The organism is Streptosporangium sp. NPDC004631 (genome assembly GCF_053601935.1).
This window is the reverse complement of record NZ_JBSGCR010000006.1, coordinates 263,673-282,473: the sequence shown is the minus strand read 5'-3', so window position 1 is coordinate 282,473 and position 18,801 is coordinate 263,673. Positions and strand designations below refer to the sequence as shown.

At 71.0% G+C, this 18,801-nt stretch carries 19 protein-coding genes; 12 read left to right on the top strand and 7 right to left on the bottom strand.

Annotation, left to right across the window (positions count from 1 at the left end; all coding sequences use genetic code 11):
* Positions 1 to 39: 39 nt before the first annotated feature.
* Positions 40 to 801 (top strand): SOS response-associated peptidase, encoded by a 762-nt coding sequence (locus tag ACWEF2_RS09110; protein ID WP_453813376.1) that lies wholly within the window; start codon positions 40 to 42, stop codon positions 799 to 801.
* A 238-nt stretch (positions 802 to 1,039) separates the two neighbouring features.
* Complete coding sequence (locus tag ACWEF2_RS09105; RefSeq protein WP_355599719.1) at positions 1,040 to 1,372, top strand: TraR/DksA family transcriptional regulator; 333 nt, start codon at positions 1,040 to 1,042, stop codon at positions 1,370 to 1,372.
* 8 nt (positions 1,373 to 1,380) lie between these two features.
* Here the strand turns inward: ACWEF2_RS09105 and ACWEF2_RS09100 are convergent, their stop codons facing one another.
* The gene (locus tag ACWEF2_RS09100; RefSeq protein ID WP_453813373.1) at positions 1,381 to 2,121 is read right to left on the bottom strand and encodes a class I SAM-dependent methyltransferase; all 741 of its coding nucleotides are present in this window, start codon (positions 2,119 to 2,121) and stop codon (positions 1,381 to 1,383) included.
* Positions 2,122 to 2,404: 283 nt separating this feature from the next.
* Between ACWEF2_RS09100 and ACWEF2_RS09095 the strand changes: the two genes are divergently transcribed.
* From ACWEF2_RS09095 to ACWEF2_RS09065, 7 genes are all read left to right on the top strand, one after another.
* Positions 2,405 to 3,010 (top strand): sigma-70 family RNA polymerase sigma factor, encoded by a 606-nt coding sequence (locus ACWEF2_RS09095; RefSeq protein ID WP_453813371.1) that lies wholly within the window; start codon positions 2,405 to 2,407, stop codon positions 3,008 to 3,010.
* A gap of 46 nt (positions 3,011 to 3,056) precedes the next feature.
* Positions 3,057 to 3,323 (top strand): mycothiol system anti-sigma-R factor, encoded by a 267-nt coding sequence (rsrA, locus tag ACWEF2_RS09090; RefSeq protein ID WP_453813369.1) that lies wholly within the window; start codon positions 3,057 to 3,059, stop codon positions 3,321 to 3,323.
* 24 nt (positions 3,324 to 3,347) lie between these two features.
* Positions 3,348 to 4,319, top strand: coding sequence for an NAD-dependent epimerase/dehydratase family protein (locus tag ACWEF2_RS09085; RefSeq protein WP_453813367.1), 972 nt, complete (start codon positions 3,348 to 3,350; stop codon positions 4,317 to 4,319).
* Between the two features lie 233 nt (positions 4,320 to 4,552).
* Positions 4,553 to 5,899 carry an HD-GYP domain-containing protein gene (locus ACWEF2_RS09080; RefSeq protein WP_453813365.1) on the top strand — a complete coding sequence of 449 codons (1,347 nt, stop codon included), beginning with the start codon at positions 4,553 to 4,555 and terminating at the stop codon, positions 5,897 to 5,899.
* Positions 5,896 to 7,185, top strand: a complete 1,290-nt coding sequence (locus ACWEF2_RS09075) for an HD-GYP domain-containing protein (protein ID WP_453813363.1) — start codon at positions 5,896 to 5,898, stop codon at positions 7,183 to 7,185. The genes ACWEF2_RS09080 and ACWEF2_RS09075 overlap by 4 nt, the downstream gene beginning before the upstream one ends.
* A 139-nt stretch (positions 7,186 to 7,324) precedes the next feature.
* Entirely contained in the window at positions 7,325 to 8,656 is a 1,332-nt protein-coding gene (locus ACWEF2_RS09070) for an acetyl-CoA carboxylase biotin carboxylase subunit (protein ID WP_453813361.1), read from the top strand.
* 49 nt (positions 8,657 to 8,705) lie between these two features.
* Positions 8,706 to 8,918, top strand: a complete 213-nt coding sequence (locus ACWEF2_RS09065; protein ID WP_355599711.1) for a biotin/lipoyl-binding carrier protein — start codon at positions 8,706 to 8,708, stop codon at positions 8,916 to 8,918.
* Positions 8,919 to 9,011: 93 nt separating this feature from the next.
* Here the strand turns inward: ACWEF2_RS09065 and ACWEF2_RS09060 are convergent, their stop codons facing one another.
* On the bottom strand, positions 9,012 to 9,392 hold the full coding sequence (locus ACWEF2_RS09060) for a thioesterase family protein (protein WP_453813358.1): 381 nt from the start codon (positions 9,390 to 9,392) through the stop codon (positions 9,012 to 9,014).
* Here ACWEF2_RS09060 and bsaP point away from each other — a divergent pair.
* On the top strand, positions 9,391 to 9,600 hold the full coding sequence (bsaP, locus tag ACWEF2_RS09055; RefSeq protein WP_453813356.1) for a biotin synthase auxiliary protein BsaP: 210 nt from the start codon (positions 9,391 to 9,393) through the stop codon (positions 9,598 to 9,600). The two genes, ACWEF2_RS09060 and bsaP, sit on opposite strands and share 2 nt — an antisense overlap.
* Before the next feature lie 431 nt (positions 9,601 to 10,031).
* Complete coding sequence (locus tag ACWEF2_RS09050) at positions 10,032 to 11,648, top strand: serine/threonine protein kinase (RefSeq protein WP_453813354.1); 1,617 nt, start codon at positions 10,032 to 10,034, stop codon at positions 11,646 to 11,648.
* On the opposite strand, the gene ACWEF2_RS09045 is transcribed toward ACWEF2_RS09050, so the two are convergent.
* From ACWEF2_RS09045 to ACWEF2_RS09025, 5 genes are all read right to left on the bottom strand, one after another.
* Positions 11,645 to 13,297, bottom strand: coding sequence for an acetolactate synthase (locus ACWEF2_RS09045; RefSeq protein ID WP_453813352.1), 1,653 nt, complete (start codon positions 13,295 to 13,297; stop codon positions 11,645 to 11,647). The two genes, ACWEF2_RS09050 and ACWEF2_RS09045, sit on opposite strands and share 4 nt — an antisense overlap.
* A gap of 165 nt (positions 13,298 to 13,462) precedes the next feature.
* Complete coding sequence (bioB, locus tag ACWEF2_RS09040; protein WP_453813350.1) at positions 13,463 to 14,458, bottom strand: biotin synthase BioB; 996 nt, start codon at positions 14,456 to 14,458, stop codon at positions 13,463 to 13,465.
* A gap of 24 nt (positions 14,459 to 14,482) precedes the next feature.
* Entirely contained in the window at positions 14,483 to 15,205 is a 723-nt protein-coding gene (gene bioD, locus ACWEF2_RS09035; RefSeq protein ID WP_453813348.1) for a dethiobiotin synthase, read from the bottom strand.
* 66 nt (positions 15,206 to 15,271) lie between these two features.
* On the bottom strand, positions 15,272 to 15,991 hold the full coding sequence (locus ACWEF2_RS09030; protein ID WP_355599704.1) for a GntR family transcriptional regulator: 720 nt from the start codon (positions 15,989 to 15,991) through the stop codon (positions 15,272 to 15,274).
* Positions 15,992 to 16,067: 76 nt separating this feature from the next.
* Positions 16,068 to 17,231: an 8-amino-7-oxononanoate synthase gene (locus tag ACWEF2_RS09025; protein ID WP_453813346.1), complete on the bottom strand. Its 1,164-nt coding sequence runs from the start codon at positions 17,229 to 17,231 to the stop codon at positions 16,068 to 16,070.
* Positions 17,232 to 17,299: 68 nt separating this feature from the next.
* Between ACWEF2_RS09025 and ACWEF2_RS09020 the strand changes: the two genes are divergently transcribed.
* Entirely contained in the window at positions 17,300 to 18,763 is a 1,464-nt protein-coding gene (locus ACWEF2_RS09020) for a sensor histidine kinase (protein ID WP_453813344.1), read from the top strand.
* Positions 18,764 to 18,801: the final 38 nt, after the last annotated feature.

Genomic DNA, 18,801 nt, shown 5'->3' with positions numbered 1-18,801 from the left:
CGGTGAGCCCGTGCCCCCGACACGTGGCAGGGTGAGGATATGTGTGGGAGATATGCCTCTACGCGGGCAAAACAGGAGCTGCTCGAAGAGTTCGAGGTCGAACTCGACGGGGCGGCCGACGATGAGCTCAGGCCCGACTACAACATCGCCCCGACCAAGCCCGTCTACGCCGTACTCAGCCGCGTGCCCGGCTCGGGCCCGGAGAGCAGGCCGGTGCGGCAGCTGCGGGTGGTCCGGTGGGGACTGGTCCCCGCCTGGGCGAAGGACCCTTCCATCGGATCGAAGATGATCAACGCCCGGGTGGAGACGGTGGCCGAGAAGCCGTCCTTCCGGGGGGCGTTCGCCAAGCGCCGGTGCCTGCTGCCCGCCGACGGCTACTACGAGTGGGCCGTGCGGGAGGAGACCGGCAAGGGCGGGAAGCCCGGGAAACAGCCCTACTTCATCCAGCCGGCCGACGGCGGGATCATGGCCATGGCGGGACTGTACGAGTTCTGGCGCGACCGGGGCAGACCCGAGGACGACCCGCACGCGTGGCTGGTGACCTGCACGATCATCACCACCTCCGCCGAGGGCGAGCTGGGCGCCATCCACGACCGGATGCCGATGCTGATCGAGCGGGACCGCTGGACCGAGTGGCTCGACCCCGGGGTGCCGGACGCGCGGGAGTTCCTGGTCCCCGCCGGTTCCCTGGACTTGAAGGCGTACCCGGTCTCCACCGCGGTGAACTCGGTGCGCAACAACGGCCCCGAACTCGTCGAGCCGGTGTCCGAGGGGCGGGGCGACGGTCGGGCGCTCCTCTGATCTGAGGGCTCCTTGGTCCGGCGGTCCGGCGTCCTCCCGGGCCCTTGGTAAGGCGGTGGTCGGCTGTTCCCCCGAAGACTCTCCGTAATCGGTGTAGAAACCCCCTCGAATGGGCATCCGGTGAGGAAAGCGATATCTCCTCTGAACGAGGACATCGCATGGAAGCGCCCCTTGCCGCCTGACGGGAGAATCGGGGATCCTCTCATCGGCCGCCCCCACTTCGCGGAGGTGCGGATTCGTGAACGCCGAGACCGTGCGTGTGCGCCTGCAGAACATGCTCGTCGAACTCGACCGGTCCATCGCGGTCCTGCGGGGCGATCCGCAGGCCGGATGGGACCGGTCCCCCGCCGACGCCGGATCGGTGCTGACCGAGGCCGATCGCAACCTCGCCATGCTGGAGGCGGCCACCGGCCAGCGCCGTTCGGTCGTCGAGGCGCTCAGGCGGTTGGACGACGGGGTCTACGGCCGCTGTGCGGACTGCGGTCACCCCGTGCCCGAGGGCAGGCTGCAGGCGCGTCCCGAGGCCGCCCGCTGCCTGCAGTGTCAGTCGAGGCGGGAGCGGAGGCGCTGATCAGCCGGTCAGGGGCGCCGGGCGCTCGCGACCAGGTGGATGCCCACCGTGTCGTCGTCGTCCGGGTGGGCCTCCAGCTCGGTGTTGACCAGCCAGGTGAGCGCGCGTGAGTCGGAGGCGAGCACGTGGTCGACCGTCGAGGGGGAGAGCACCGTGCGGGGCCGTACCCACTCGACCTCCAGGCCGGCCTCGGTGAGCAGGTCACGGAGCTGGCCGCTGCTGAAGCAGCGGGTGATGCTCCCGTCGGGCCAGGGCACCAGCATGACCTCGTCCGTCTGGCGCAGGTGGGCCCAGTAGTTCTGCTCGGCGAGGATCGCCATCCCCAGCACCAGGGAGTCGACGCAGACCAGGGCCCGCCCTCCGGGGCGCAGCACCCGGGCGACGTCGCCGATCGTGGACTCGGCCATGAGCTCCACCGACATCGAGCGCTCCTCGGCGACCACGGCGTCCATGCTCCGGTCCGGCAGGAAGCGCAGGTCGTCGGCGCGGACCCGGCGGACCTTGGAGGCGTCGTGCAGCGGCGGCCTGCCGTCGGCGGCCCGGCGGAAGTCGACCACCTCCAGTACCCGGTGTCCGGCCCTGGCGGTCTGCGCCGCCCAGCGGCCCCTGCCGCCGGACAGGTCCAGGACGGTGGAGGGAGTCTCCGGGAGCCATCGGCTCAGTTGCTCGGCGGCGACCGCGCGATAGAAGGTCCAGTAGGGCCCGAGCGTTCCTGAGCCGTTCAGCTCTTCGGCCGGGATGGGCAGCACAGGCGGCTCCTGGCGTCAGGGTTCCGGTGGTCTACAGCTACCTTGCCGGTACGTATCTTTTTCCCCGTACCGGGTCCTTCGTCACCTTCTATCTTGGGGGAACAGATGCCACGGCGGGCGTGTTGCAAGCGGACAACGCACGATCCTTTCGGAGGTTGGCCGGCCAATGCTCGATGTGATCGACCCCGTCACCCGCCCCGGTGATCGGTCCTTCCCTGATGAGCGGGTATTCTCCGCTCAGTACGGAGTCCCGCGTCAGCAGGACTCCGGCGATCCTAAGGGGGTGGGTCCGGTCCCTGTGACAGGCGAGGAGACTCTGGAGCAGCGGAGCACGCGGTTCGAGAGGGATGTGATGCCCTATCTCGACCAGCTCTACTCCGCCGCGCTTCGGATGACCCGAAACCCAGCGGATGCCGAAGACCTCCTTCAGGAGACCTTCGCCAAGGCCTTCGCGTCCTTCCACCAGTTCCAGGAGGGCACCAATCTCAAGGCCTGGCTCTATCGCATCCTGACCAACACCTTCATCAACAGCTACCGCAAGAAGCAGCGGGAGCCCAAGCAGTCGGGCGCCGAGGAGATCGAGGACTGGCAGCTCGCCAGGGCCGAGTCGCACACCTCGGCGGGGCTGAAGTCGGCGGAGATCGAGGCGCTCGAACACCTCCCCGACAGTGATGTGAAGCAGGCGCTGGCCGCGCTTCCCGAGGAGTTCCGCATCGCGGTCTACCTCGCCGACGTCGAGGGCTTCCCCTACAAGGAGATCGCCGACATCATGGGTACCCCCATCGGGACCGTGATGTCCAGGCTCCACCGTGGCCGCCGTCAGTTGCGGACGCAGCTTGAGGACTACGCCCGCGAGCGTGGCCTGGTTCCGGCGGAGGGTGCGAAGTGATCGAGCGCGTCGAGGAGCACTGCGGGTTTCCGGGCGGGGTGATCGTATGAGCTGCGGCAAACCTCACGACACCGACTGTCGCGACGTCCTGGAGAAGGTCTACACCTACATTGACGGCGAGCTCGACGAGGGCAACTGCGCCGACATCCGCCGGCACCTGGACGAGTGCGGTCCCTGCCTGGAGGAGTACGGCCTGGAGCAGGTCGTCAAGCAGCTGATCGCCAAGCACTGCGGCTGTGACAAGGTCTCGGAGGACCTGCGGGCCAAGGTGCTCAACCGGATCGACCAGGTCCGCTCCGAGTTGGCCGGTTGACCTCCTAGGATCTCTCGTACGGCTGTGGCCATACAGAACCTGGGGGTCGGCATGCGGATACTCGTCACCGGTGGAGCGGGATTCATCGGATCCAATCTGGTGGATCGGCTGCTGGCCGACGGCCACGAGGTCGCGGCCGTGGACGACCTGTCCGGCGGTGACCGGGCCAATCTCGTCGCCGCGGCCGACAGCCCGAACTTCGCCCTGCACGTGCTGGACATCCGCGACCCCGCGCTGATCGGGCTGGCCGCCTCCTTCAAGCCCGAGGTGATCTGCCACCTCGCCGCCCAGGTCAGTGTGCGCAGGAGCGTGGCCGACCCCGTCCACGACGCCCGGCTCAACGTCGAGGGCACCGCCTCCGTGCTCACCGCGGCCCACCACGGCGGCACCCGCAAGGTGATCTTCGCCTCCTCGGTCGCGGTGTACGGCAGGCCCGAGGTCATCCCGGTGCCTCCGGACGCGGCGACCGACCCGCGCTCGCCGTACGCGGCCTCCAAGCTCAGCGCGGAGACCTACCTGGCCACCTTCAAGGCCCTGTACGGCATCGACTACACCACGCTGGTGCTCTCCAACGTCTACGGCCCGCGCCAGTCGCCCGACGGGGAGGCCGGGGTGGTCGCCATCTTCACCGACGCCCTGCTCAACGGCACCCCCACGGTGCTGTACGGCGACGGCACCCAGACCCGCGACTACGTCTTCGTCGACGACGTGGTGGACGGCTTCGCCCGAGCCTGCGGGGACGCCGGAGGTGGCCGCAGGTTCAACCTGGGCACCGGGGTGGAGACCACCGACCGCGCGCTGCACTCCCTGGTGGCCGAGGCCGCCGGCGCCCCCGACGAGCCGGGCGGCGCCGAGGCGCGCCTGGGCGACCTCCCGGCGATGGCCGTCGATCCGGCCCCCGCGCTGGAGGGGCTGGGCTGGCGGCCCCGGACGGACCTGGCCGCCGGACTGAAGATCACCACTGACTGGGCGAGGGCCCGTCTGGCCGCGAGGTAGCGGGCCCTTCCATGATGCTCCTCGGGACCGACGCCCCACGATGGCACGGGGTGATGGATTGGTTACGCTTTGCTTGCGATTCCCGGTCTGCTGCTTCGAGCCCGGCTCGTTTCTGTAGCCTGAGTTGGGAAATCGACATGGAGGCAGCGCATGTTGAAGGAAACGGTCAGCCCCGCCTATCCGGGGATCTCCTGGACCTGAGCACGCGCACGTAGAACCCAAAGGTGGCCGCTTTGCGTGGACTGCCGTGGTTCGCCAAGGTCTATCTGGTCACCGTGATCGGAGTGGCGTGCGCGCTGCTCGGACACAGCGTGACGGCAAGTGGCCGTCTGGGGTGGCTCGACTGGTCGAACCTACTGGTGCTGGCCCTGCTGTTCCTGGTGTGCGAGTCGGTGCCGACTCTGCTCAACGTCAAACAGGCGGCGGTGTCGGTCAGTTTCTCGGCCGCGCTCGCCGCCGTGGTGCTCGTCGGCCCCCAGGGCGCCGCGCTGGTCGGCATGACGGCCGTGCTCAGCGTGCGCCCCGGCCTGCCGCTGGTGAAGCGGCTGTTCAACGGTTCCCAGTTCGCCATCTGCGGTTATGCCGCCGGCTGGGCGTACGAGTCGCTGGGGGGCACCGCCCGGCTGCCGGACATCGCCGGGTTCGACTCCCTGATCGTGCCGTTCGCGGGCGCGGCGGCCCTTTTCGTGCCGCTCAACTTCGTCCTGATCGCGGTCGTCCTCGTGGTCACCGGCCAGGCCGACCAGGTGCCGTTGCGCGGGCTCGCCCAGTTTCTGGTCTCCTACCTGGGCTACGCCACCTTCGGGCTGCTGATCGCCGGGCTCTGGGCGACGGTCAACTCGATCTCGGCGGTGCTCGTGCTGCTCCCGCTGTTCGTCGCCCGCTGGGCCTTCGGCCAGTATCTCGCCCAGCAGCGCTCCTACGACGCCACGATCGCCGCGCTCTGCCAGGCGGTGGAGACCAAGGACTACTACACCCGCGGCCACTGCACTCGCGTCTCGCTGGCCTCCGGCATGATCGCGCAGGAGATCGGCATGGGCTCCGAGCGGTTGCGGGCGATCCGCTACGCCGGGATGCTCCACGACGTGGGGAAGCTGGGGGTGCCCACCAAGGTGCTGCAGAAGGACGGTCCGCTCACCGAGGAGGAGTTCGCCGCCATCCAGCTCCACCCGATGCGGGGGCTGGAGATCGTGCGCGGCATCGACTTCCTGGACGAGGCGTTCGCCGGGATCATGCACCACCACGAGCGGCAGGACGGCAGGGGCTATCCGATGGGACTGGCGGGGGACGAGATTCCGGAGTTCGCCCGGATCATCGCGGTGGCCGACGCCTTCGACTCGATGACCTCCGACCGCTCCTACCGGGGTGCCCGGCCGGTGGGGGTGGCCGTGGCCGAGCTGCGCAAGGGCGCCGGCACCCAGTTCGACCCGGAGATGGTCACCGCCTTCATCAAGGCGGTGGACCGCGACGGCTGGGAGCCGCCACGCAAGATCGTCGTGCCCCCGGCCGACACGGCGGAGACCACCGCCAAGGACCACGACGACCCCACCACACCCATTCAGGTGGTGCCGGAGCGATGAGCAGCGCAACCGCGACCCGCGCCCCCCGGATGTTCCGGCGACTCGACTCGGGCCAGCTCCTGCTGATCTGCGTGGCGGGGTTGCTGGCGCTGACCGGGGTGGCGCACACGGCCGCCGCCGGCCTGCTCGCCCCCGAGGTCGCCATCGGCTTCGGCGCGTTGATCGCAGCCGGGGAACTGGCCAGGCTCACGATGCCGGGCAACCGCGAGGTGGCGCCGATCGGTGCCGCCGCCGCGCTCGGCTACACGCTCCTGCTGGACCTGGGCAACGTCCCGGCACAGCACTCGGCGCTCCAGGTCATCGCGGTGCTGGCGGTCGGCATGGCCGCGGGGGCGCTGCCGCACCTGGCGGTGGGCCGCCCGCCGGGGGCGGACGCCATGGCACGCCGGCTGTTCACCGGTGCCCTGCTGGCCCTGGCCTACCGCCCGCTCGCCGGGCCGCTCTTCGACCTCGCCAAGGGCCCCGAGGGCGACTGGTGGCCGGCCGTCGGTGTGATGGCCCTGCTCATCTCGGTGATGGTGCTGGTGGACGTGCTGCTGGCCGCCGTGCTCCGGGCCGAGCAGGTGCGCGCCGCCTTCGCCGTGGCCGTCCAGGACGAGCTGCGGATGGCCGCACCGCTCTGGGCCGCCGTCGCGGCCTCCGGCATCCTGCTCGCGCTCGCCTCGCACAGCATGGGCATGGCGGCGCTGCTGGTCTTCGCCGCGCCGCTGCTGGTCACCCAGGTGGCCTTCCGCAAGTACGCCGGGATCCGCGCCACCTATCTCCAGACGGTCCGGGCGCTGTCGCGGGTCACCGAGGTCGGCGGCTACGTCGAACCGGGACACTCGCACCGGGTCAGCCGCCTGGCGGTCGCGATCGGCCGGGAACTGGGCATGGCCGAGCCCGAGCTGCTGGACCTGGAGTACGCCGCGCTCATGCACGACATCGGCCAGCTCTCGCTGCGCGACCCGATCCCCGGCGGTGCGACGGTGCTCACCGATCCCGAGCAGGCGCGGCGGATCGCCGAGCTGGGCGCGGAGGTGATCCGGCAGACCGGGGTGCTGGACCGCGTCGCCGAGATCGTCCGCCGCCAGTGCGACCCCTGCTCCGAGGCGCCGCCGCCGGCCAGCCTCATCATCAAGGCGGCCAACGCCTACGACGACCTGGTCGGCGGCTCGACCGACCGTGACCGGGCCGGAGCCGCCCTGGAACGGCTCCGCCTGGGCGCCGGCGCGGAGTACGCCCCCGCGGTGGTCGAGGCCATGACCCGCGTCATCGACCGCCTCGCCTCGCTGCACCGTCTCTAGGCGAGGCGACCTTGAGGGGGCGGTCATCGCGCTGTTGTGGGTTTCCTACAGATCGTGTCGCCGCGATCGGTGGTTTCGGGCGAACGGTTGTAGGGAGTATCCGGTCGTAGGGTGGAGCGGTCGAAAGGGGTCCATCAACGTGTTCGAGTCTGTTCTGGTCGCCAACCGTGGCGAAATCGCCCGGCGAATCATCCGCACGGTCCAGCGAATGGGGCTGCGGGCCATTGCCGTGTATTCCGAGGCAGACGCGGACCTCCCGTTTGTGGGGGAGGCCGACGAGGCGATCCCGCTGGGGCCGGCCCATCCGGCGCAGAGCTACCTCGACGCCGGAAAGGTCCTGGAGGCCGCCCGGACGTCGGGTGCCCAGGCGGTCCACCCGGGGTACGGCTTCCTCTCGGAGAACGCCGTGTTCGCCAGGGCCGTCATCGACGCCGGCCTGGTCTGGATCGGCCCGTCGCCCGAGGCGATCGAGCGGATGGGCGACAAGATCAACGCCCGTAACCTCATGGAGCGGGCGGGTGTGCCCGTCGCCTCGGGGACCCGTACGCCGGTCACCGACCTGACGCAGGCCGTGACGGCCGTGGCCGGGATCGGCTACCCGGTCATGGTGAAGACGGCCGGTGGCGGCGGCGGCATCGGCATGGGGGTGGCCCACGACGAGGCCGGTCTGGTCAAGGCGTTCGAGCAGGCGTCCAGGGCCGCCGCCCGCTTCGGCGGGACCCCCGCGATCCTGCTGGAGCAGTACATCGAGCGCGCCCGTCATGTCGAGGTGCAGATCCTCGGTCTCGCCGACGGCACCGTTGTCGCGCTGGGCGAGCGTGACTGCTCGGTGCAGCGGCGCCACCAGAAGGTCGTGGAGGAGAGCCCGTCCCCGGGCATCACCGGGGAACTGCGCGAGCGCATGCTGGCCGCGGCCGTGCGGGCCGGTGAGGCGGTCGGCTATCTCGGCGCCGGGACCGTGGAGTGCCTGGTGGACGTGGACAAGCAGGACTTCGTGTTCCTGGAGATGAACACCCGGCTCCAGGTGGAGCACCCGGTGACCGAGCTCGTCACCGGCGTGGACCTGGTCGAGCAGCAGCTGCGGATCGCCGCCGGGGAGACGACCGCGCCGCCGGTGGCCACCAGCGGTCACGCGATCGAGTTCCGGGTCTACGCCGAGGATCCCAAGCGCTTCCTCCCCGGCCCCGGAAGGATCGGTGTCTGGGCCGAGCCGTCCGGTGAGGGGATTCGGGTGGACTCCGGTTACGCTGCCGGAAACACCGTCACACCGTTCTACGATCCGCTCATGGCCAAGCTGTGCGTGTTCGGGTGGACCAGGGCCGAGGCCCTGGAGCTGGCTCGCAAGGCCGTGGCGGGCTTCACGGTCGAGGGCCCCAAGAACAACCTGCCGTTCTGCGCCGAGTTGCTGGAGCACCCCGAGTTCGTCGACGGCGACTACGACACCGGGCTGGTCGCTCGGATGAGAGCCTGACCAGGTCCGTCTGGCACAGTTGGATCACAGTGATTGATAGGAGTGTCCGGTGGCAGAAGTACACGCTGAGATGGTGGCGAATGTCTGGAAGGTCCTCGTCGCCGAGGGTGACAGCGTCGCGGACGGTGACACGCTGGTCATTCTTGAGTCCATGAAGATGGAGATCCCGGTCATCGCCGAGGACGACGGTGTGATCGCCCAGCTCAAGGTCGCCGAGGGCGACGTCATCCAGGAAGGCGACCTCATCGCCGTCATCGAGTAGCCGCCGCCGTGGGCGGGGCGGGGGCGCCGTTCCGGGGCCGTCACCGCGGCCGTGCCGGCGGGGAGGGGCCTGCCGCGGGTCACCCGGGGGTGGTCAGCCGGTGAGCTTCGCCAGGAAGCGCTCGCGGTCGACGACCACGCGCTCGACCGTGCCGGTCGCGACGACGGTGTGCCGGTCGCGGGCGGTGAAGGTGAAGACCAGGCGGCGGCCGTCGACCTCGGTGAGCTCGGCGGTGAGCTCGACGTGGGCGCCGATCGGGCTGGCCGCCAGGTGCTCCAGCGCGACCCTGGTGCCCACGGAGGTCTGGCCGTCCCGCAGGGCGTCGGCGATCGCCTGGACGGTGGCCCGCTCGGCGAGGGCCAGCACGCGGGGGGTGGCCAGCACGGGGACGTCCCCGCTGCCGACGCTGATCGCGGTGTCCTCCCGTTCGACCATGATGAGAAGCCGGGCGCGCAGACCGGGAGCGAGCGTCATGCTCGTCAGCATAGAGTCTGGTCCCGTGACCTCCTACTGCGATCACTGCGGCCACCCGGCCGGTGAGGGCGACCACGCGGTCTGTCTCACCGCGCGTGCGATGGAGCCGCCCCGTTACTGCGCTCGCTGCCGTCGCCGGATGGTGGTCCAGGTGACTCCGCGCGGCTGGTCGGCGCGCTGCGCGGAGCACGGTTCGCTGAACGGCTGATCTCCTCGGCCGCGCTCCTTCCACACCGTCTCCGCCGCGCTTCTCCGCCACGTTGGCCGGTGCTCTCGCGCCGGCGCCTTTACGCGGGGGGCGTCGGCGACCCGATCGACGGACTCATGTCTGGTATGCGTAAGCTTGTAAGGGATTGTGAGAAGGGTGGGGTGGGTGGTGTGTTCACGGCCCCGGTCGACCGGGTGTTCCCGCCGCGCCTATCAGTACTAATGACGTTTTGATTGCTTCTTTGGGCATAGATGTGCAATCTGTACAACTGCTCCCAAAGGTTTTGAGATTTGTGCGATGCTACGGCACGCGACGTGTTTATAAGCTGCCCGGCGTGCAGGGGTTCGTTACTTCGCCGTGACGTTGTCGCGATACAAATCCGCTTTGTTGGAGAACCCAGGGGTGGGAGCGGAGAGGGTTACGGGGGAGTCATGGTGGCCCAAGGCACGACGCTGGCGGGGCGGTATCGCCTGGATACCCGCATCGGCGCCGGTGGTATGGGCGAAGTGTGGCGTGGTGAGGACATCGTCCTGGCCCGCACCGTCGCCGTCAAAGTGCTGCTCCCGGGCCGTACCGACGATCCCGGCTTCCTGGTGCGTTTCCAGGGCGAGGCCCGGGCGATGGCGACGATCAACCACCCAGGGGTGGTCGACGTCTACGACTACGGGATTCACGAGGTGCCCGGCGCGGGGGCGACGGCATACCTGGTGATGCGGTTCGTGGACGGAGAGCCGCTGGACCGCCTGCTCGGGCGGCTGGGGAGCATCGCCCCCGGAGCGGCGATGGAGCTCATCGCCCAGGCGGCCTCGGCCCTGCAGGCCGTGCACGATCAGGGGATCGTCCACCGGGACGTCAAACCGGGAAACCTGATGGTGCGGCCCGACGGCACGCTCGTGCTCACCGACTTCGGCATCGCCAGATCCGACGCGGCCAGCCGGCTGACCGACGCGGGCATGGTCCTGGGCACCGCCGCCTACTGCGCGCCCGAGCAGGCCGAGGGGGCGCCGGTCACCCCCGCGGTGGACATCTACGCGCTGGGCGTGGTGGCGTACGAGTGCCTGGCCGGGCAGCGGCCGTTCGACGGCGACACACCGGTCACGATCGCGCTCAAACACATCCGTGAGGCGCCCCCGCCGCTGCCGCCGCACGTCCCGCCCGCTATCCGGGCCCTGGTGGAGCGGGCACTGTCCAAGGATCCGGCCAGGCGGTTCCCCAGCGCCGCCGCGATGAGCGGCGCCGCCAGGCAGGCGGCGCTCGGCCTCCAGACCGGCGCCACGGCGGTGCCGTCGCCCCACGGGCCGCCGGCCGAGACCGCGGGGGGAGCGGGCTCCCAGGGCCTGTCTCCGCCGCGGACCGACCGGCAGGGCGCCCTGTCCCCCGCGACCGCGCCGGCCCAGGGGCCGGCCACCGAGACCGCCGGGAGAGGGCGTGGCCACCGTGCCGCGCAGCGGCCGAGGCGCAGGGGCGGGATGCTGGCCGTGTCGGCGGTGGCGGGCGTGATATGCGTCGGGCTCGTCACGGTGGCGATCAACGGAATGGCGGCCTCGGGGAAGACGGAGGCCGACCCCACGGGAAGACCCGGCTCGATCTCCACCGCCGGCCAGTCCCCGAGACCCCCGAAGACCACCCGGCCCCGGACTCCCCGGCCGACCGTCACCTACCAGGCGCAGCGGCCGCCCACCCCCACCCAGGGCGACACCCCGCCCCCGACCCCCACCGTGACGCCGTCGGCGACCCCCGACCCGACCGGCGAGCCGACCCCGACGGGGAGTCCGACGCCCACCCCCACCGTGACCCCGGTGGTGAAGAGGAAGGTGCCGGACGTCATGGGGATGGCGCCGGAGGCGGCCGCGGAGACCATCAGGAAGGCGGGGCTGAAGGCGAAGGTCAGCTACAGCGCCGACGTCGACCACTCGCTCTGCATGAAGGTGGTCCTGCAGCACCCCGGCGGGGGAACCATGTGGGACCCCCGCAGATCCGTGGAGATCACCGTGGTCAACGACAAGTGCCCGCCGACCCCCACCCCGGTCCCGGCGGCGACCTCCTAGACGCCGGTGGTGTTGCGCGGGTAGGCGACGGACGGGTCGGTGGCGATGTTCACCAGGTACGGCACGCCGGAGTCGAAGGCGCGGCGCAGCGCCGGGCCGATCTCCGACGGGTCGGTGACGAGCTCGCCGCCCCCGCCCAGCGCGGTCACCACCTGGTCGTAGCGGCACTGCGGCTGGAGCTCGGCGGCGACGTCGTAACCGTAGAGCATCCGCATGGGGTGCTTCTCCAGACCCCACATGCCGTTGTTGCCGCAGATCATCACGACCGGCAGGCGGTGCCGTACCAGCGTGTCCACGTCCATCAGGGAGAAGCCCGCCGCGCCGTCGCCGAGCAGGAGCGCCACCTGCGAGGACGGCCGGGCCAGCCGGGCGGCGATGGCGTATCCCAGGCCGGTGCCCAGGCAGCCGTACGGACCGGGGTCGAGCCAGTTGCCCGGCTGGCTGGACTCGACGTACTTGCCCGCGTAGGAGACGAAGTCGCCGCCGTCGCCGATCACCACGGCGTCCTCGGCGAGGACCTTGCCGAGCTCGCCGTAGATCCGCACCGGGTGGATCGGGTCGGAGTCGGAGGTCAGCAGCCCGGCGTCGCCGGCGACGGCGGCCTGGGCGGCCTCGGACAGCTTCGCCAGCCACGGTGCGTGGCCCTTGGGGGACACTCCGGCCTCGTTGCAGGCCGTGCCGAGCCCCCAGAAGACCAGCGACAGGTCGCCGGCGGCGACCCCCGAGGGCTCCATGTGGGTGGTCAGCTGCGACGGCGCGTCGGCCAGGTGCACGACCCTGGCGAGCGGGTTGCCGTTCTTGCCGCCGAACCAGCCGTAGCCGAGACGGAAGTCCATCGGGGCGCCCGCCACGATCACCAGATCGGCCTGGGAGAAGGCCAGGCCGCGGGCGCGGGTGACCAGCAGCTCGTGTCCGGCGGGCAGGACGCCTCGGCCCTGGCCGTTGGGGATGACCGGCAGGCGGAACTCCTCGGCGAAGGCCCGGGCGACCTCCTCGGCACGGTCCATCCACACGTCGGAGCCCAGCACCAGCACCGGGCGCTCGGCCTCGGCGATCAGGCGGGCGATCCCGGCCAGCGCGTCGGGGTCGGGTTCGAGCGGCGACGGGGTCAGTGTCTCGGTGACGTGGTCGAGCGGCTGAGCGGCGGCGAACAGGTGGTCCATGTGGAAGTCGAGGAAGACCGGGCCGCGGTGCGGGGCGAGGGCGGTCCTGAAGGCCATCTCGACGTCCTCGCCGATGGAGTCGGGACCCGAGCTGGTGAAGGCCAGTTTGGTGATCGGCGCGAACAGCGGTGGGTGGTCCATCTCCTGGAGCGCGCCCGACCCCCAGCGCGACTGCGGTGCCCGGCCTCCCATGACCACGACGGGGGAGCCGTTGAAGTGCGCGGTGGCCACGCCGCTGACGCCGTTGGTGACGCCGGGACCGGCGGTGAGCACCGCCAGACCGGGCCTGCGGGTCAGCCGGGCGGTCGCCTCGGCGGCGAAGACCGCGCTCTGCTCGTGCCGCACGTCCAGGATGGACACGCCCTCGTGAACCGCTCCGTCGTAGAGCGGGAAGACGTGCCCGCCGGACAGGGTGAACATGGTCTCGATGCCGTAGACCTTGGAGACGGCGACCGCGATGTCACCTGCGTGCTTTGGAGACTCCATATCGCGCAACCTACCAGTCAGTCACTTACCCGGACAGGGATTGTTCTCCCTGCCCAGATTCGCGCCGACTAACGCCGCCGACGCCGGGAACGGGGGCCGGCCAGGCTGTGGAGGCCGGTCGGCGAACGCCCGTTCCCGGAGGGGTCCGGGCGGGGGCCGGCGTGGTCAGAGGCTGTCGGAGAGCGCCTTGATGGGCATCTTCAGGTCCACCAGCAGATCGAGGTCCGCACCGGCGTCGCGTCCCAGGGTGGTGAGATAGTTGCCGACGATGATCGCGTTGATCCCACCGAGCATGCCGTCGCGGGTGCCCAGGTCGCCCAGGGTCAGCTCGCGGCCACCGGCGTAGCGCAGGATCGTGCGGGGCAGCGCGAGCCGGAAGGTGGCGATCGTCTTGAGCGCCTCGGACCCCTCCAGCAGCGGGAACGACTCAAGGGGCGTGCCGGGGCGCGGGTTGAGGAAGTTCAGGGGGACCTCGTCGGGCCGCAGTTCGCCGAGCTGCCCGGCGAACTCCGCCCTCTGCTCCAGGGTTTCGCCCATGCCCACGATGCCGCCGCAGCACAGCTCCATCCCGGCCTCGCGCACCATCAGGCAGGTCTCCCAGCGCTCCTCCCAGGTGTGGGTGGTGACGACCTTCCCGAAGTGCGACCTGGCGGTCTCCAGGTTGTGGTTGTAGCGGTGCACGCCCATCCCGGCCAGCTCGTCCACCTGATCCTGGGTGAGCATGCCCAGGGAGCAGGCGACGTTGATGTCCACCGCCTCCCGGATCGCCTTCACACCCTCGCGGACCTGGTCCATCAGCCGCCGGTCGGGGCCGCGCACGGCCGCCACGATGCAGAACTCGGTGGCGCCGGTCTCCGCGGTCTCCCTGGCGGCCTCGACCAGGGAGGGGATGTCCAGCCAGGCCGCGCGGACCGGTGAGGGGAACAACCCCGACTGGGAGCAGAAGTGGCAGTCCTCGGGGCAGCCGCCGGTCTTGAGGGAGACGATCCCCTCGACCTCCACCTCGGGGCCGCACCACTTCATCCGCACCTCGTGTGCGAGTGCCAGCAGATCGGCGAGGCGGTCATCGGGTAATTCCAGGCACCGCAGAGCCTGCGCGGCGTCCAGCCCCCGGCCCTCCTGGAGGACCTGTACCCGGGCGATGTCGAGTATGTCGCTCATGCTGCTCCGCTCTCCAGCCTTCGTCTACGGCAAGAGCCTAAGGGTGGTCCGGAAGGCCGCGGGATCGAACCCGCCGCCCAGCGCCGGGCCCAGGGCGGCGCGGGCCATCCGGGCGAAGGCGTCCCGGCCGAGGGACCCGGCGCCCTCCGGGAGCGCGCCCGAGAGGGGCCGGGCGGCCAGCGTCTCCAGGTCCGTCACGTTGGACCGTTCGGCCAGGCCGGGATCGGCGGGCCAGGACCCGATCACCACGCCGGCCGGCTCCACCCCCCGGTGGGCCATCGCCTCCAGCGTCAGCGCGGTGTGGTTGAGCGTGCCCAGCCCGGCCCGCGCCACCAGGAGCACCGGCGCCGACAGCGTCCTGGCCAGGTCGGCCAGGGTCGCCCCCTCCTCGTCGAAGCGGACGAGCAACCCGCCGGCGCCCTCGACGATCACCAGCCGGTGTGACCGTGCCAGCTCCTCGATCCGGAGCGCGGCCCGGTCGAGGGAGACCGGGGGCAGACCGGCCAGCCGGGCCGCCGCCGCGGGGGCCAGCGGGGCGGGGAACCTGGCGAACTCGAACGTGGTCGTCACCCCGGACAGCCGGATGACGTCGTCCAGGTCTCCGGGTTCGGCGTCGGTGACCCCGGTCTGCGCGGGTTTCACCACCGCGACCGAGGAGCCCCGCTCCCTGGCGAGTGAGGCCACCGCGGCGGTGACGACCGTCTTGCCCACTCCGGTGTCGGTTCCGGTGACCACGAGAACGCTCACCCGTCCCACCTTAGGTGTCCCGCTCCGCCCGGGTCCCGGCCGGGACCCGGGCGGAGCAGGGGCGGGTCAGGGGCGGCGCAGGCGGGTGACGAACTTGTAGCGGTCACCCCGGTAGAGGGACTGGGCCCACTCCACCGGGTTGCCGTCGGCGTCGAAGGCGTGCCGGGTGAGCAGGAGCATCGGCAGCCCGACGTCGACGTTCAGCACCTGCGCGTCGTACGGCGTGGCCAGCACGGTCTCGATGATCTCCTCGGCGTCGGTCAGCCGCACGTTGTAGGCGTTGTGCAGCGTCTCGTACAGCGAGGAGTGCACCTCCAGTTCGCGCCGGAGCCTGGGGAAGCGCCGGGCCGACAGGTGGGTGGTGTCGATCGACATCGGCTCGCCGCTGGCCAGTCGCAGCCGGTGGATCCGGAGCACCCGGCCGCCGGGGTTGATCGCCAGGCGGCGGGCCAGCGGTTCGTCGGCGGTGATGTAGTTGATGTCGAGGATCTTGGTGTCGGGTTCGAGGCCGACGGTCCGGAGGTCGCCGGTGTAGGAGGTCAGCTGGAGGACCTGGGCGACCTTGGGGTGCGCGACGAACGTCCCCTTGCCCTGGATGCGCACCAGGCGGCCCTCGACCACGAGCTCGGACAGGGCTTGGCGCACGGTGGTGCGCGACGTCTCGAAGCGGACCGCGAGGGTCCGCTCGGGGGGCAGCGCGCTGCCTGCGGCCAGGCTCTTGGTGAGGGCGAGCAGACTGCGCTTCACGTCGTAGTACTTCGGGATTCTGGGGGAGTCTTCCGTCACGCCCGCACCTCATCTGACGGCTGGGCACCGGCACCACCGCGGGCGCCTCGCCCGCGGGCCCGCTCGTTTCGCTCGCTCACATGGTCACCTTCATCATCTCGGCCACGGCGGTGAGCGCACCCCTGATCACCGCTAGATCATCGGAACTCAGATTGGCCCGCGCGGTCAACCGCAGACAAGAGCGGCCGGCCGGTACCGAGGGCGGCCGGAAACATCCGGCGCGCACCCCGTGTTCCGCACAGATGACGGCGGCCCGAAGTGCCGTCTCGGGTGGGCCGAGCACGATTGGGACGACCGCACCCGCCGGATCGTTGGTCTCCAGACCGAGTTCGCGGGCCATCGAGGCCAGCTCTCTCGCTGTGGTTCGCACGTATCCGGGCAGTTCGGGCTGATTGTGAAGGATATCTACAGCGGCGAGTGCCGCGGCCACACAGCCGGGGGCCAGCCCGGTGTCGAAGATGAACGGGCGGCCCGTGTCCGTCAGGGTTTCGATCACCTCGCGAGCCCCCAGCACCGCCCCGCCCTGGGAGCCCAGGGACTTGGAGAGTGTGACCGTTCTCACAATGCCGGGTTCGCCCGCCAGGCCCGCCGCGTGCACCGCCCCCTGTCCCCGGGGGCCGATGACGCCGATCGAGTGCGCCTCGTCCACGATCAGCAGCGCGCCCTGCCGTACGGCCGCCGCGTGCAGGTCCGCCAGCGGCGCCAGGTCGCCGTCCACCGAGAAGACCGCGTCGGTGACCACGACCGCGTGCTCGGTGTCCCGGTCGGCCAGGGCCTTCTCCACGGCCGTCACGTCCCGGTGCGGGGTGACGGCCACGCGCGAGCGCGACAGCCGGCAGGCGTCCACGATGGAGGCGTGGTTGCCCGCGTCGGAGACCACCAGCGCGTCCCCGCCCAGGGTCGCCACGGCCGCCAGGTTGGCCAGGTAGCCGGATGAGAACACCAGGGCGCCCTCCGCCTGGGCGAAGGCGCGCAGCCGCTCCTCAAGCGCGGCGTGCAGCGCGGTGGAGCCGGTGACCAGGCGTGAGCCGGTGGAGCCCGTTCCCCACGTCCGGACCGCCGCAGTCGCCGCCTCGGCCAGCCGCTCGTCCCCTGCCAGCCCGAGATAGTCGTTGGAGGCCAGGTCGATCAGGCCGTCGCCGTCCGGTGTGCGGGCGCGCAGGGTCCGCCGCAGCCCCGCGGCCTCCCGCGCCGCCGACGCCGCACGGAACCGGGCCAGCGGATCGGGGCTCTCGTTCATAGGGGGCATCTTCCCAGTGGCCTCCGCCCGATTCGCGTTCGGGCCGGTAAAGAACGCATGATGCACGGGTGCCGACTCTAAGCGACCTGGCGGTTCGTCACACCGCGCTCGACGATGCGGACCTGGAGTGGATGCACTCGCTGGTCTCCGACTGGCAGCTGCTGGCCGACCTGTCGTTCGCCGACCTCATCCTGTGGATTCCCCTCAGGGACGGGACGGGCTGGATCGCGATCGCCCAGATGCGCCCCACCACCGGCCCCACCGTCTACCACGACGACATCGTGGGGATGACGGTGGCCGGGGGTGAGCGGGCGCTCATCGAAACCGCCTGGGACGAGCGGCGGATCTGCCGGGAGGGCGACCCCGACTGGTCGAGCGGGGTCCCGGTGCGCGAGGAGACCATTCCGGTGCGGCGGGCCGACCACTTCCTGGGCGTGATCCAGCGCTCCACGAACCTCTCCTCGGCGCGCACCCCTTCGAGGCTTGAGCTCACCTATCTGCAGAGCGCCTCCGACCTGGCACAGATGGTGGCCGAGGGCCGTTTCCCCTTCTCGGGCGCCGAGCCGATCCTGGTCCGCTCGCCGCGGGTGGGCGACGGGCTGCTCCGGCTGGACCGGGCGGGGCGCGTCACCTACGCCTCGCCGAACGCGCTGTCGGCCTACCGGCGCCTGGGCCTCAACGCGGACCTGGTCGGCGCCGAGCTGGGCCGTGTCACCGCCACCCTCTGCTACTCCGACGAGCCCATCAACGAGAACCTGATGATCGTGGCGAGCGGCCGGGAGCCGCGGGAGACCGAGGTCGAGTCGGGGGGCACGGTCGTGCAACTGCGGGCGATCCCGCTGGTCGTCGGGGGCGGCCGGATCGGCGCGCTGGTGCTCATCCGGGACGTCACCGAGCTGCGCCGCCGCGAGCGGGAGCTGATGACCAAGGACGCCACGATCAGGGAGATCCACCACCGGGTGAAGAACAACCTGCAGACGGTGGCCGCCCTGCTCCGGCTGCAGGCCAGGCGGTTGCAGGTGCCGGAGGGGCGGGAGGCGCTGGAGGAGGCGGTGCGCCGGGTCGGCTCGATCGCGATCGTGCACGAGACGCTCTCCCACACGCCGGAGGAGCAGGTGGACTTCGACGACATCGCCGACCGGGTGATCGCGATGACGGCCGAGGTGGCGGCTCCGGAGGCGCAGGTCGTGCCGCGCCGGGTCGGATCGTTCGGCGTGCTGCGCTCCGAGATCGCGACACCGCTGGCGATGGTCCTCACCGAGCTGTTGCAGAACGCGGTCCAGCACGGGCTGGCCCATCGACCCGGTAGGCTTCAGGTGATCGTGTCACGGGGGGCCGACCGGCTTGACGTGATCGTCTCCGACGACGGCAGTGGCCTGCCTCCGGGTTTCGACCTGGAGTCCTCCGCCAGCCTCGGGCTGGAGATCGTGCGCACGCTGGTCGTCGGCGAGCTGTCCGGCAGGCTGACCATCGAGCCCAGGCAGGGGGGCGGCACCGAGGTCACACTCGGCATTCCCCTCCCCGCGGCCTGAGATGGACCGCAGGAGGGGAGAGACGTTCGGGGGGTTCT

Coding starts and splice junctions, on each gene's coding strand:
- rsrA (WP_453813369.1), top strand. CDS start 3,057: ATGAGCTGCGGCAAACCTCACGACACCGACTGTCGCGACGTCCTGGAG.
- bioB (WP_453813350.1), bottom strand. CDS start 14,458: ATGAGCGACATACTCGACATCGCCCGGGTACAGGTCCTCCAGGAGGGC.
- ACWEF2_RS09050 (WP_453813354.1), top strand. CDS start 10,032: ATGGTGGCCCAAGGCACGACGCTGGCGGGGCGGTATCGCCTGGATACC.
- ACWEF2_RS09025 (WP_453813346.1), bottom strand. CDS start 17,231: ATGAACGAGAGCCCCGATCCGCTGGCCCGGTTCCGTGCGGCGTCGGCG.
- ACWEF2_RS09045 (WP_453813352.1), bottom strand. CDS start 13,297: ATGGAGTCTCCAAAGCACGCAGGTGACATCGCGGTCGCCGTCTCCAAG.
- bsaP (WP_453813356.1), top strand. CDS start 9,391: ATGCTCGTCAGCATAGAGTCTGGTCCCGTGACCTCCTACTGCGATCAC.
- ACWEF2_RS09060 (WP_453813358.1), bottom strand. CDS start 9,392: ATGACGCTCGCTCCCGGTCTGCGCGCCCGGCTTCTCATCATGGTCGAA.
- ACWEF2_RS09110 (WP_453813376.1), top strand. CDS start 40: ATGTGTGGGAGATATGCCTCTACGCGGGCAAAACAGGAGCTGCTCGAA.
- ACWEF2_RS09075 (WP_453813363.1), top strand. CDS start 5,896: ATGAGCAGCGCAACCGCGACCCGCGCCCCCCGGATGTTCCGGCGACTC.